Source organism: Peribacillus sp. NPDC055009 (genome assembly GCF_053608705.1).
In genome coordinates, this window is the sequence record NZ_JBSGVZ010000006.1 from 218,290 (window position 1) to 232,109 (window position 13,820).

General features: G+C 37.8%; 10 protein-coding genes. 8 read left to right on the plus strand and 2 right to left on the minus strand.

The window, feature by feature from the left end:
* Positions 1-140: 140 nt before the first annotated feature.
* Positions 141-281 carry a hypothetical protein gene (locus tag ACWF5P_RS12275; RefSeq protein ID WP_202190642.1) on the minus strand — a complete coding sequence of 47 codons (141 nt, stop codon included), beginning with the start codon at positions 279-281 and terminating at the stop codon, positions 141-143.
* A gap of 375 nt (positions 282-656) precedes the next feature.
* Between ACWF5P_RS12275 and ACWF5P_RS12280 the strand changes: the two genes are divergently transcribed.
* From ACWF5P_RS12280 to ACWF5P_RS12305, 6 genes are all read left to right on the plus strand, one after another.
* On the plus strand, positions 657-1,847 hold the full coding sequence (locus tag ACWF5P_RS12280; protein ID WP_241589991.1) for a glycine C-acetyltransferase: 1,191 nt from the start codon (positions 657-659) through the stop codon (positions 1,845-1,847).
* Positions 1,848-1,891: 44 nt separating this feature from the next.
* Positions 1,892-2,851 (plus strand): L-threonine 3-dehydrogenase, encoded by a 960-nt coding sequence (locus ACWF5P_RS12285; RefSeq protein WP_101224864.1) that lies wholly within the window; start codon positions 1,892-1,894, stop codon positions 2,849-2,851.
* 328 nt (positions 2,852-3,179) lie between these two features.
* Positions 3,180-4,574, plus strand: coding sequence for an amino acid permease (locus ACWF5P_RS12290; RefSeq protein ID WP_434168442.1), 1,395 nt, complete (start codon positions 3,180-3,182; stop codon positions 4,572-4,574).
* A 178-nt stretch (positions 4,575-4,752) separates the two neighbouring features.
* Entirely contained in the window at positions 4,753-5,046 is a 294-nt protein-coding gene (locus ACWF5P_RS12295; RefSeq protein ID WP_452444908.1) for an RNA polymerase alpha subunit C-terminal domain-containing protein, read from the plus strand.
* 96 nt (positions 5,047-5,142) lie between these two features.
* Positions 5,143-6,063, plus strand: a complete 921-nt coding sequence (gene coaA / locus ACWF5P_RS12300) for a type I pantothenate kinase (protein ID WP_101224861.1) — start codon at positions 5,143-5,145, stop codon at positions 6,061-6,063.
* Positions 6,064-6,679: 616 nt separating this feature from the next.
* Positions 6,680-8,185 (plus strand): malate:quinone oxidoreductase, encoded by a 1,506-nt coding sequence (locus tag ACWF5P_RS12305; RefSeq protein WP_434168445.1) that lies wholly within the window; start codon positions 6,680-6,682, stop codon positions 8,183-8,185.
* Positions 8,186-8,550: 365 nt separating this feature from the next.
* Here the strand turns inward: ACWF5P_RS12305 and ACWF5P_RS12310 are convergent, their stop codons facing one another.
* Positions 8,551-9,603: an ion channel gene (locus ACWF5P_RS12310; protein ID WP_434168446.1), complete on the minus strand. Its 1,053-nt coding sequence runs from the start codon at positions 9,601-9,603 to the stop codon at positions 8,551-8,553.
* 912 nt (positions 9,604-10,515) lie between these two features.
* On the opposite strand from ACWF5P_RS12310, the gene ACWF5P_RS12315 reads away from it, so the two are divergent.
* Positions 10,516-11,853 carry a YjiH family protein gene (locus ACWF5P_RS12315; RefSeq protein WP_230177831.1) on the plus strand — a complete coding sequence of 446 codons (1,338 nt, stop codon included), beginning with the start codon at positions 10,516-10,518 and terminating at the stop codon, positions 11,851-11,853.
* Positions 11,854-12,188: 335 nt separating this feature from the next.
* The gene (nikA, locus tag ACWF5P_RS12320) at positions 12,189-13,814 is read left to right on the plus strand and encodes a nickel ABC transporter substrate-binding protein (protein WP_434168447.1); all 1,626 of its coding nucleotides are present in this window, start codon (positions 12,189-12,191) and stop codon (positions 13,812-13,814) included.
* The last annotated feature ends 6 nt before the right edge of the window (positions 13,815-13,820 follow it).

The window sequence follows — 13,820 nt, forward strand, 5'->3', positions numbered from 1 at the left end:
ACTATCTGCCAAGTCTCATCTGGAAGGGGGCACCAAGTATTGTTTTAAAAAGTGGTGAAATCACTTCGGTAAAATCGTGGAAGGGATTCGGCAAGAGACCATTCCGGACTCCCTTTTTCGACAAAACTGAAAGAGGATAATCAATCCCCTTGGTTGACTTCATTTGTTTGTTCATCAGATTTTTGGACGATTTCTTTTAATTCACCAATGTCACCTTTTGCATTGATAATCTCAAAAATCTCATTTAGGCCTTCTGAGGTCTTTTCATTTTCAGTTTTCACAATACCACTCCTTTATTAGGTTAATGGTTAATGTCTCCAAAAAACCCGTAGATAAAACATCGGTTACATTGGAAAATTGATGAAATTCTCTTCGTATTTCCATTGATATAAACGCATTTCAGGCGAATGCTGATTGTAAAAACTACAAAAATTCAAATTTTTTTGTCCACACAATATGGACAACATTAAAATTATCAATTATTATGATTGTAATAACACTTAGTATAAAGGGATTTACGTTAATGTTGAGTGTGTTTATGGAGAAGACACGTGTATTTTTGGAAAAAAGGGAAAAAATACAATGTTTTTTTAAATAGGGGTAAAACATATAAAGATCCTGCATTTATTCCAACCATCAATGAGGGGGTATATTAAATGTCAAGTGAAATATTAAATAAATTTTTGAAAGAAAATTTGGAAGATTTAAAAGAAAAAGGGCTTTACAACGTTATTGATCCGGTGGAAGGTCCAAACGGTCCGGTAATCACCATTGCAGGCAGAGAGCTAATTAATTTATCATCCAATAATTATTTAGGTTTAGCAACAGATAGACGATTAATAGAGGCTTGCATAGAAGCGACTAAAACATATGGTGTCGGTGCCGGTGCCGTTCGTACGATCAACGGAACGTTAGATATTCATGTCAAATTAGAAGAAAAGCTTGCCGAGTTTAAACATACAGAAGCAGCCATTGCTTATCAATCTGGATTTAACTGTAATATGGCAGCGATTTCAGGAGTGATGGATAAACACGATGCCATTCTTTCAGATGAACTGAATCATGCTTCAATCATTGATGGTTGCCGATTATCCAAGGCGAAAATTATTCCTTTTATCCATTCCGACATGGACGATTTACGGACAAAAGCACGTCAAGCAAAGGAGTCCGGATTGTATAACAAGATCATGATTATTACCGATGGGGTTTTCTCGATGGATGGGGATATTGCCAAGCTTCCTGAAATTGTGAAGATAGCTGAAGAGTTCGATTTAATTACGTATGTTGATGATGCGCATGGTTCAGGTGTATTAGGTAATGGTGCAGGAACGGTAAAACATTTTGGATTATCGGATAAAGTGGATTTCCAAATTGGTACATTATCCAAAGCCATTGGTGTTGTTGGAGGCTATGTAGCAGGAAAGAAAGATTTGATTGATTGGTTAAAAGTGAGAAGCCGTCCATTTTTATTTTCAACGGCTGCCACACCGGGAGCAGTTGCAGCTAGTATAGAAGCCATCGATATTTTGATGAATAGCTCAGAACTTCAAAATAAGCTGTGGGAAAACAGCGATTATTTGAAAAAAGGCCTAAAAGAATTAGGGTTTGATATCGGGGAGAGCGAAACACCGATTACGCCTTGCATTATAGGTGATGAAGCAAAAACGCAGCAATTCAGCAAAAGGCTGAATGAAGAAGGTGTGTATGCTAAATCCATCGTATTCCCTACCGTTCCAAAAGGAACAGGAAGAGTGAGGAATATGCCTACTGCTGCTCATACAAAAGAGATGCTGGATCGTGCAATTGCCATTTATGAAAAAGTAGGAAAAGAGATGTCGATCATATAAGAGATTGCTTGTTTCAGAGTTTAAAACATGGGGAGGGATTTTTGATGAAAAAGGTCTTGGTAACGGGGGCTTTAGGTCAAATTGGTTCAGAATTGACGCTGAAAATGAGAGAGATTTATGGAGCTGACAATATCATTGCAACAGATATTCGAAAAACGGACAGCGATGTTGCTCAATCGGGTCCATTTGAGATATTGGATGTTACAGATGAAAAAGCGATGTATAACATGGCAAAAAAACATGAAGTGGATACGATTATACATTTAGCCGCTTTATTGTCGGCAACAGCTGAAAAGAAGCCGCTTTTAGCTTGGCATTTAAACATGGGCGGATTGGTCAATGCTTTGGAATCTGCAAGAGAACTCGATTGCCAATTATTTACACCTAGTTCCATTGGTGCCTTTGGTCCAACCACTCCTAAAGATTGGACACCGCAAGACATCATTCAACGGCCGAACACGATGTACGGCGTGAACAAAGTATCCGGAGAATTATTATGTGATTATTATCATCATAAATTTGGGGTTGATACGAGAGGTCTTCGATTCCCGGGACTGATTTCGTATGCGACACCTCCTGGCGGCGGAACGACCGACTATGCAGTTGAAATTTACTATGAAGCGATTAAAAACAAGCGATATACTTCTTACATTGATAAGGGAACGTATATGGATATGATGTATATGCCGGACGCTTTAGCAGCCATCATTACATTAATGGAGGCAGATGCCTCAAAATTGAAACATCGGAATTCTTTCAATGTTTCTGCCATGAGCTTTGATCCGGAGCAAATTGCAGCCGAAATTAAAAAGCATATTCCGGAATTTGTCATGAATTATGAAGTCGATCCTGTAAGACAATCCATTGCAGACAGTTGGCCAAATACAATTGATTCAACTTGTGCGAAGGAAGAGTGGGGATTCAAGGCGGAATATGATTTGGAGAAAATGACGAATGATATGTTGTTAAAGCTGAGAATAAAGTCCCTTTTAGTAACAGCATAATAAACCTGCCAGCCGAATAAAAGAGTTGCAATACTCTTTTATTCGGGTTACTTTATACAGGGGAATTTTAATGTTTAAGGGGTGAGCTTTTATAAACGTTAAAAAGTAAGCGCTTTCTATGAAACCTTGAACAGAATTAAGAAATAACATGAAATTTTATGGTAATCTTTCCAACTGTCAGAATGCTTAAGAGTGAAGAATGATTTTATGAGGCAGCTTTAAGAAAGATAAAAAAAGTGGAGCCTGCTATATCATTTCTATACTAAATAGGGAGTGTATTAAGCATCTTGAAAAAATTTCGACTATTAGTAGTGTAGGGGGAAATGGAATGGCAAACAAAGATTTGAATAGGGAGTTGAAAGGTCGTCATATTCAGATGATCGCTTTGGGCGGAACGATTGGTGTCGGTTTATTTATGGGTTCAGCCAGCACGATCCAATGGACAGGCCCGTCTGTAATGTTAGCTTATGCGATATCTGGGCTTTTTATATTCTTGATCATGCGCGCAATGGGGGAAATGTTGTATTTGGAGCCAAGTACAGGTTCATTTGCGACATTTGGTTATAAGTACATTCATCCATTGGCTGGGTATATGACAGCATGGAGTAACTGGTTCCAATGGGTTATTGTCGGGATGGCAGAAATTATTGCAGTGGGGACGTACATGCAGTATTGGTTCCCTGATCTCCCTGCTTGGATTCCAGGTTTAATCGCAATGGTGATTCTTGGAGCAGCGAACTTAATTTCCGTTAAATCCTTTGGGGAAATTGAATTTTGGTTTGCATTGATTAAAATCGTGACAATCATTTTAATGATCGTTGCAGGTTTTGGACTTATCTTCTTTGGATTCGGTAACGGAGGGGAAGCCTTAGGATTATCGAATCTTTGGGAGCATGGCGGTTTATTTACAGGTGGCTGGAAGGGCTTCTTCTTTGCTCTTTCACTGGTGGTTGCCGCTTATCAAGGTGTAGAATTAATTGGGATTACAGCTGGTGAAGCAAAGAATCCGCAAGAAACGATAACGAAAGCGATTCAAAGTACCATTTGGCGTATTTTAATCTTCTATATCGGTGCAATTTTCATTATTGTAACCGTTTACCCTTGGGATCAATTAAGCGCGATTGGCAGTCCATTTGTTGCGACATTTGCGAAGGTTGGTATCACGGCAGCAGCTGGAATCATTAATTTTGTCGTAATCACGGCTGCTATGTCTGGCTGCAATAGTGGTATTTACAGTGCTGGACGCATGCTTTACACATTAGGGATGAATGGACAAGCACCAAAATTCTTTGCTAAAGTATCTAATAGTGGTGTTCCTTTATTCGGTACTTTTGGAGTGATAGTCGGGTTAGCACTTGGGGTTGTATTAAGTTATATTGCACCAGAAAATTTATTTGTGCATGTATACAGTGCGAGTGTACTTCCTGGAATGATTCCATGGTTTGTCATTCTGATCAGTCAAATTAAATTCAGGAAAGTCAAAAAAGCTGAAATGCACAATCATCCATTCAAGATGCCTTTTGCACCTGTTACAAACTACCTGACCATCGCTTTCTTGGTCATGGTATTAATCGGTATGTGGTTTAATGATGAAACACGCATATCACTTATGGTTGGAGTAGGTTTTCTGGCTATCGTTGTAATTAGTTATTTCGCTTTTGGAATAGACAAGCGTGTACAAGCCAATGCTCAGGCAGAGGCTAAGGAAGATAAAGTGGGTTAATCTATCATTCACTTTGGGTTTTTACAAAGGGTTGCTGCGGCAGCCCTTTTCCAATGAAACCAAAAGGGCAGTTCAGTTTTAACAAGAGATGATAAAATGGATTAAAATGATTGCTTCATTGTGAAGTGTGAACTTTTTATGTTCGGATTAAAAATCTTAAGTAAAGGGGAAGTTGACAATGACAACTTCACAGAAGAATATGAGGACTTGCGAAAAGGGACACAAATACTATAAATCCAGCGATTGTCCGACCTGCCCTGTATGTGAGCAGGAACGAAAAACGGACACCGGATTTCTTTCAGTGCTCTCGGCACCTGCCAGACGTGCATTGGAATACAATGGGGTAACCTCTTTACAACAGCTCTCAACATATAGTGAAAAAGAGATTTTGAAATTTCACGGTATGGGACCAGCTTCTTTACCTAAACTTAGGGCTGCTTTGGAGACAGGCGGGTTATCATTCAAAGATTAATCACTTTACTTGGATAAGGGATCAGGAACATCTTTTTTATGATCATCATCCTTGTTAAACTGATAGTAACTCTAAAAAGTGAGGTAACGAAAAATCATGAGTTCCTATACTCCCTATTTTGAATTCAATCGAGAAAAGTGGGCATCTCTGCGAAACCATACTCCTCTTCCTTTAACTGAAGAAGAATTGGATAACTTAAAAGGAATAAATGAAGAAATATCCATTCAGGAAGTAGAAGAGGTTTATTTGCCCTTGACTCGTTTGATCAATTTACATGTTGAAGCATCTCAGCAGCTTAACACAGCCACCACTTCATTTTTAAAAACTGATGTTAAAAAAGTACCTTATATCATTGGGATTGCAGGGAGTGTTGCTGTAGGAAAGAGTACGACAGCAAGGTTGCTTCAGACTTTATTATCTAGATGGGATAATCACAGAAACGTAGGTCTTGTCACTACCGACGGTTTTTTGTACCCAAATGATCTTTTAGAAGAAAAAGGACTCATGAAAAGAAAAGGGTTTCCTGAAAGTTATGATACTCAAAAATTAATCAATCTTATCGGAGATGTAAAAGCAGGAAAAAATAAAGTGGAAGTTCCAATCTACTCACATTTGAAGTATGACATTTTGCCAAATGAAGTGCAGACTATCTGTAATCCGGATATCTTAATAGTGGAAGGTGTTAATGTTCTTCAAGTAGACAAGGAAAACCAAGTATTCGTCAGTGACTTTTTTGATTTCTCACTCTATGTAGATGCAGATGTAAATGACATAGAAAGATGGTATGTTGAAAGGTTCCTTTTACTTCAAAAGACCGCATTTCAAAGTCCTGAATCCTATTTTCATCGTTATATTAACTTGTCTAAGGAACAGGCCATTAAACAAGCGACTCAAATTTGGGATGAAATCAATTTGAAAAATTTACATGAAAATATACTGCCGACAAAAGGACGGGCAAAACTCGTCTTGAAAAAAGGATCAGAACACAAAGTTGAAAATATCTTTATGCGAAAATAATATAATGAATATAAGGAATGTGTATTAGAATAATATTTTTTTGTAATAGCAATAAAGTAAGGAATTTTTTAAAAGGACTATGCTATAAGTCTTAAAATTAGCAATATTATCAATGGTCTTACCTTATATTGGTTTAATTATCAGTAATTATTGGTATTGTTATAATATCTAATAATTGGGTGAAATTTATGATACAAGTTAAAAAGGTAGGAGTTTAACATTTTCAGGAAGGTACTTATTGTTTAGGGAAATGGTTACAAATCCTTCTAATTTCACTTCTGATTTTGTCAATAAATGTGTTTTTTTCGTCGTTTTTCCGATGTGTCAATATTATTTCACTAACAGTTTCTTCCTTCAATAAGGGGAAGTTGCTGAAGAAATCTTTTAATGCGACTATCGGGGCGGATAAGTTTAAGCTAATTTCTTCACAAAATCAATATTTTAACAAAAAAAGTAATAGTAGAATATTTTAATCTATGAAATAATAATAATAGACTATGATATAGTTATAAGGAGACAGAAAAGGTGTGTTCCTTGTTCGTGCCTGGCTTTTTGTGACACCTAAGCAGGAGCGCCTACATCTTTTTTGAAAATATAGGGGATAAGGAAGGTTATAATGAGCAACATACAGAAACAAACAGACGTTATCTTAATTGGCGGCGGAGTCATGAGCGCGACTTTGGGATCATTACTGAAAGAGTTAGCACCGGAATGGGAAATCAAAGTATTTGAGAAGCTTGCAAACGCAGGAGAAGAAAGCTCTAACGAATGGAATAATGCGGGTACGGGTCATTCTGCACTTTGTGAGCTTAACTATACATCCGAAAAATCTGACGGATCTATAGATATAAGCAAAGCAATTAAAATTAATGAACAGTTCCAAGTTTCATTGCAGTTTTGGTCGTATCTTGTAAACTGTAAGCTGATTGATAATCCGCAAGACTTTATCATGCCATTGCCTCATATGAGTATGGTACAAGGGGATAAAAATGTAGCGTTCTTAAAGAAACGTTTTGAAGCGCTGTCAAAAAATCCTCTGTTCAAAGGTATGGAGTTTTCCGATGACCCAGCAAAACTGATGGAATGGATTCCACTTATTATGCAAGACCGTCCATCAAATGATTCTATAGCGGCAACAAAAATTGATTACGGTACTGACGTTAACTTTGGTGCTTTGACACGCATGTTGTTTGACCACTTAAAGACTAAAAACGTCGATATCAAATATAAACATAGTGTTGATAATGTTAAACGGGCTAGCGATGATACATGGGAATTAAAAGTGCGTAATGTCGATACTGGCAGCGTAGAACGCCATAATGCTAAATTCGTCTTTATCGGCGGCGGGGGCGGAAGCTTGCATTTGCTGCAAAAATCCGGTATTCCTGAAGGGAAGCATATCGGCGGATTCCCAGTTAGCGGATACTTCATGGTATGTAATAATCCGGAAGTTGTTGCGCAGCATCATGGAAAAGTATACGGAAAAGCTAAAGTTGGTGCTCCACCAATGTCTGTTCCGCATCTTGATACACGTTTTATCGATAATAAAAAATCGTTGCTTTTTGGACCATTTGCAGGCTTCTCTCCGAAGTTCTTAAAAACAGGTTCAATGCTGGATTTAATAACTTCCGTAAAACCTAATAATGTTTTAACTATGTTGGCGGCAGGCGCAAAAGAGATGCCATTGACAAAATACTTGATCCAGCAAGTTATGTTATCGAAGGAACAGCGCATGGAAGAGTTACGAGAGTTCATCCCGAACGCTAAGAGCGAGGATTGGGATTTAGTAGTGGCTGGCCAACGTGTACAAGTTATCAAAGATACTGCTGAAGGCGGCAAAGGTACACTTCAATTTGGTACGGAAGTTGTCAGTGCATCCGATGGCTCGATTGCAGCATTGCTAGGTGCTTCTCCAGGGGCTTCTACTGCTGTTCATGTTATGCTTGAGGTAATTAATAAATGCTTCCCGCAACGTATGGAAGAGTGGGAACCGAAAATTAAAGAAATGATTCCTTCTTATGGAGAGTCACTAATGGAAAATACTGAGCTTCTGCACGAAATTCAAACTTCAACATCAGAGACGCTTGGTCTAAGCAAAAAAAAAGAGCTAGTTTATAGTTAATTTTTGGATACTGAAGTAACATTGAAATTAAAAATAACAGAACCTTTAATCTATCATTGATTGAAGGTTCTTTTTTTGTTTTAAAGCCTTATTCATTTAAGGATGCTTATTTGTAGGCAAACACGAAGAAAATTGAGTTTATGGCGCTAGTACAATTTGGACGTTGATTGGAACGAGAGGCAATCTCTTTCCGCGGGCGGTCCGGGAGCCTCCTCCGCTTGTGCCTGCGGGGTCTCCCCTAGACGCGCTTTTCTAAGAAGAAGTCTCGTACACCCGCTCCAATCAACCTAGTTCTAACTTTAGATAGAACCCTCTTGTCTACAAACTGAGGAATGCTATTATAGCATCCCTAAAGATTTCTGCTTCTAATGTATCTTTGAATTTATTTGGGAAATGGTTTCTTTATCGCAAATAATGAAAAGCTGTGCATCATCGGGAATTCGTGCATCTAATTTTTGGTTTATGTTAAGATCACCACGATCTGCTACCAGTGTGGCTCCTTTGTTAAGAAGATCTATAAACGCATCACGATAGGTTAGCCATTCATCTTGTTTAGGAATCTCATACATAGTTTCCTCATATTTCGTGCTCATAAGTTCTGAATACATGTGGGTGACTCCATGAGAAAATAATGATCGTACTGCTGCGTGGGAGATCATTTCTTGCGTAGGAATAAACTCGTCCACCTTTACACGCTCGAATAAACGAATATGCTTTTGATTGATCACCTCGGCTGTGACATGGATGGACGTATTTGTTTTTTCTTCAATGGCCGTTATGGCAGTGGCAACTAATAATGTCTTTCCATCGACAAGTAACGGATCCTTTGTAGCATAATTATCTTGTGTAATTTGGTCAGCAAAAATGATAACGCCTTTTGCTTTAGGCAGATTTGCACGGAGTAATGTTTCTTCATCGGTGGCATCCCCGCGAACATAAAACAGACGCTCCTCCATCATAGGAGCTTTTTCCAAGTTATCAATGATTACAATATCAATGGTTTCATCAGATTTAAAAATTTCTTGGAGTGCAGATTTTGACTTAACACTCCACCCAATCAAAATGATATGATTTTTACCTGTATATTTCATTTTTCCACCAACTTTACGTTTTTCGATAAGATATACAGATTTAATGATTTTTCCAATAAAAAGACTAACAAGCCCAATACCAGTGATGTAAAGACCAATGGTAAATGCTTTTCCAAGATCGGTGACTGGTGCATAGTCCCCAAAACCAACCGTAGCAAGCGTTGTAAGAACCCAGTAAACTGAGGTTAAATATGATTCGAACGTCTGTGGCTCTATTGAAAAAGCAACATACGCAGCAACTAATATGTATAAAATGGCAAATGGTATAAAGATTCTACCTCTTAATTTAATCAGGTAATATATTATTTTTTTTACCTTAATTCTCATCATACCCATCCTAGTTTTCAAGTCATCGATTAAATTTATAGTTCCCCAATTTAACAATTAAATAAACGTAAGTGTAAAAAAACTATTTTTTACCCAAGCAAGAAGCAAAAGAAAACTGTTTAAAATAACGTTCAGCTCATTTTCTTAAGCAAAGAAATGGGCAGATCGTTGAGAATTCCATTGGGTTTCATCTGCAGAAGTTTAATAGACCACACAATCAGTATAAGTTTTTTGCACCAAAACCACGCATTCTGCTATTAAATTTTGCTCTAATTTTAATATAGATTATAAAATGAACAATATCAGATGAATTTTTGTAAATAAATTATAAAATAATCATCAAAAAATAAAATTATTATTTGAATTTTCAGTATACAATGAATGTTAAATAACGAGGAGGTCCATCAAAATGAAAGCGGATACAATAAGTGGAATAATGACTTTATGAAGGAACAGGATTGCATACAAAAGACAGTACTTGTCATATTAATGAACAATCGGAATATAGCTGAGCCCCAGATGGCGGGTATAAGGCGGGATTGGAAAGCGGCACATAACTGGGAGTGTTTGGCTTCGAATCCTCAATAAGAGCTGGAAGAGGGTGAAAGCTCTGGGGAATCCTAACGATGCACCACGGGCAATGGCATTTGTGTAACAGGATTGGCCCAATAATAAATAAAGTTCCAAGGCTTTTCTTCCCGTATTCTGCTGGTTAGGCTAGGGGGGCGTGCCGAATTTTAATTTTAAACGATATGGCGGCAAGCGGAGAACTAAAAGCCCTATCGTAATCGAACGTTGTATTCTGGTCCTGTTGCCTTACCAAATCGTGAGACAGGAGCGATAAGAGGATCGGATGTGGGTATGACGCCAAGAATTTACCCAGCATGCAATTATATAATAGGGGGAATAATTATGGGATCACCAAATGTGGCGACAAATACGAAACAAGAGAAGCCGCAAATTCAATCAACTACTAATATACTGAAGTTTATCATATATAGTTTAATAGGAAGTTTTATGTTTTTTATTCCTATTACCATAAATGGTGTTTCAAGCATACCAATTGATCATATAGTAACATGGATCAAAGTAACCTTGCCGTCAGCCGTTCCTATTTATGCTCTTATTGTCATTCTATTAGGAGCTGTCTATCCATTTATTTCAAAAAGCTGGAGCAAGGATAAGGTATCAATAGTTTTTTCTTTCTTAAAAGTAATAGGTGCTGTTGTTGCGATCTTAATATATTTCAAGATTGGGCCCGAATGGTTAATGGCCCCAAGTATGGGTCCTTTCCTTTTCGAAAAACTTGTCATACCTGTAGGACTTGTCGTTCCTTTTGGTGCTCTATTTTTGGCGCTTCTCATTGGATACGGGCTTCTTGAATTTTTGGGTGTACTGATGCAGCCAATCATGAGGCCGATATTTAAAACGCCGGGGCGTTCAGCAGTTGATATGGTCGCTGATTTAGCAGGAAGCTACTCCATTGGTATGCTTATTACGAATCGGCTATATAAAGAAGGAAAATATACGCTTAAAGAAGCCGCTATTATTGCAACTGGTTTTTCAACCGTTTCAGCAACGTTCATGATTGTTGTAGCAAAGACTCTCGGGCTTATGGACATATGGTCCCTTTTCTTTTGGGTTTCTTTAGGGATAACGTACCTTGTCACTGCCATTACCGTACGTATTTGGCCATTAAATAAAATGAGCGACGATTATTATTCGGATAATGCCGATCCAGAAGAGGTTATCAAAGAAGGACTTCTCAAAAACGCCTGGTATAGTGCGATGGTGGGAGCAAACAATTCGGTAAGTCTTGGCAGAAATTTATGGGATAACTTAAAGGACGGTTTTCTTATGACAATGAGCATTCTGCCGTCCATTTTATCCGTTGGTCTCATTAGCCTTGTATTAGCGGAGTATACTCCAGTATTTAATTTACTTGGCTATCTTTTTTACCCATTTACTTGGGCATTGCAAATACCTGAACCATTTTTGGCTGCAAAAGCTTCAGCTATAGGAATTGCAGAAATGTTCCTGCCGGCGCTTCTCGTAGTTGATGCACCTCTGGTAACTAAGTTCATTATTGCCGTGGTATCTGTATCATCCATATTGTTCTTTTCAGCGACGATACCTTGTATCCTATCAACCGAAATCCCAATCAGCATTACGAAGTTGATTGTAATCTGGTTTGAACGGACGCTCATCACGTTAATTATTACTGCACCTATCGCAATATTGCTGCTTTAGTACGAATCAACGAATCTTAATTCGATCACAAATCGTACGGGTGCGTTCGTATTATAAGGTCGACCAGTAAAATTACTGGTTGACCTTTTTTAATAGAATCTTTTATATCAGTAGGCATGGTGGAACGTACAGGTGCGCGGGGCATTTGAAGGCTTGTAGGGACGTAGAATAAATTATTTGGAACAGCATCATCAAAGAAAAGGATTTTGAGTTTATATGTTTCTAACAAAACAAATTTATATCTTTCGAGAATTTCGACATTATATTGACAATAATATAGTTACTCATTAGAATTGATAAAGATTCTCAATATGGTACTGGGAGGCACCAATGTCATGTCAAAAAGAAGAAACAGCAAACAAGTGTTATTTATATCCGCAATCGTTTTAATTTTATCAACGCTTTTACTTGGATGTACAAATGAATCAAAAGAAAATTCAACTTCAAATAAAGACAGTAAAGACATGCTTACTTTGGCTTGGCCGAGGGATATAGGTGAAATGAATCCGCATGTCTATAATCCTTCTCAATTATTCGCTACATCAATGATATATGAGCCTTTGGTCAGCTACCAAGATGGAGGCGAGCTGAAACCGCATTTAGCTGAATCTTGGGAAATTTCCAAGGATGGGAAGGAATATACGTTCAACCTCCGTCATGATGTGAAATTTTCTGACGGTACGAGCTTTAATGCTGAAATTGTGAAAAAGAACTTTGATACAATATTGAAAAATGTTGATTTACATAGTTGGTTGGGCTTTATTCCGAAAGTGGATCAAACGGAAGTAATTGACCAAAACACATTTAAACTAACATTAAAGGAGCCATATTATCCTACTATTCAAGAGTTAGCCGTCGTTCGTCCAGTCCGATTCTTAGGTGATGCTGGATTCCCTAAAGATGGTGACACTTCAAAAGGTGTTACAAAACCAGTCGGTACAGGCCCATGGGTTTTGGAAGAACATAAAGCAGATGAATATGCTATTTTCAAACGCAATGAAAATTATTGGGGTGAACTCCCTAAAGTAAAGAAAATCAAAGTCAAGATCATTCCTGATGCGGAAACCCGTGTTCTTGCTTTTGAAAAAGGTGACCTAGACCTAATTTATGGTGAAGGTGCTATCAGTCTGGATGCTTTCAAACAATTAGAAACAACAGGTAACTATGAGACTAGTATTTCTGATCCGGTTGCGACAAGACAACTAGTTATGAATACGAAGAAAGAACAACTTTCAGATTTACGTGTTCGTCAAGCATTACAATATGGATTTAATAAAAAAGCAATGGTTGACGGAGTTACTTCTGGGTTGGAAGAGAAGGCAGATTTCATTTTACCGACAAACTTCCCGTATACTTCAGACATTGATGTAACAGCGATTGATTATAATGTCGAAAAAGCAAAAGCTTTATTAGATGAAGCAGGATGGAAGCTTCCAAAAGGAAAAAACGTTCGTGAGAAAGACGGAAAGCCACTTGAAATCGAGTTAATGTACGACTCTGCAGAATCGATTCAAAAAGCAATGGCCGAAACATTACAATCTGAGTGGGCGGCACTAGGTGTTAAATTAAATATCGTTGGAGTTGAGCTTACGGTACAAATTGAAAGATTCAAAGCTAATGATTTTGAATTGAATTTCTTTAGTAACTATGGCGCTCCATATGATCCACATACTTTCGTAAATGTCGTTGGTTCAGAAGGGTTTGGTTTTAACGAAGCCATTTCATCTTATCCGAACAGAGATGAGTTGTTAAAACAAATTGCAGATGTTCCTGGAACAACAGATGAAAAAGAACGTCAAGAACTTTACTCAACTATTTTGGAATCACTGCAAGACCAAGGAGCGATTGTGCCTATTTCTTATATTAAGAAAATAGCTGTTTACCAAAAAGATGTATCTAATTTTACATTCCCTGCTAACCGGGATGAACATCCATTCACAGGAATTAGCATCGAGAAGTAAGTTACA

Bases quoted from the DNA above. Each gene is read 5' to 3' on its own strand.
- ACWF5P_RS12280 (WP_241589991.1), top strand. From the start codon at position 657: ATGTCAAGTGAAATATTAAATAAATTTTTGAAAGAAAATTTGGAAGAT.
- ACWF5P_RS12285 (WP_101224864.1), top strand. From the start codon at position 1,892: ATGAAAAAGGTCTTGGTAACGGGGGCTTTAGGTCAAATTGGTTCAGAA.
- ACWF5P_RS12290 (WP_434168442.1), top strand. From the start codon at position 3,180: ATGGCAAACAAAGATTTGAATAGGGAGTTGAAAGGTCGTCATATTCAG.
- ACWF5P_RS12295 (WP_452444908.1), top strand. From the start codon at position 4,753: ATGACAACTTCACAGAAGAATATGAGGACTTGCGAAAAGGGACACAAA.
- coaA (WP_101224861.1), top strand. From the start codon at position 5,143: ATGAGTTCCTATACTCCCTATTTTGAATTCAATCGAGAAAAGTGGGCA.
- ACWF5P_RS12305 (WP_434168445.1), top strand. From the start codon at position 6,680: ATGAGCAACATACAGAAACAAACAGACGTTATCTTAATTGGCGGCGGA.
- ACWF5P_RS12310 (WP_434168446.1), bottom strand. From the start codon at position 9,603: ATGAGAATTAAGGTAAAAAAAATAATATATTACCTGATTAAATTAAGA.
- ACWF5P_RS12315 (WP_230177831.1), top strand. From the start codon at position 10,516: ATGGGATCACCAAATGTGGCGACAAATACGAAACAAGAGAAGCCGCAA.
- nikA (WP_434168447.1), top strand. From the start codon at position 12,189: ATGTCAAAAAGAAGAAACAGCAAACAAGTGTTATTTATATCCGCAATC.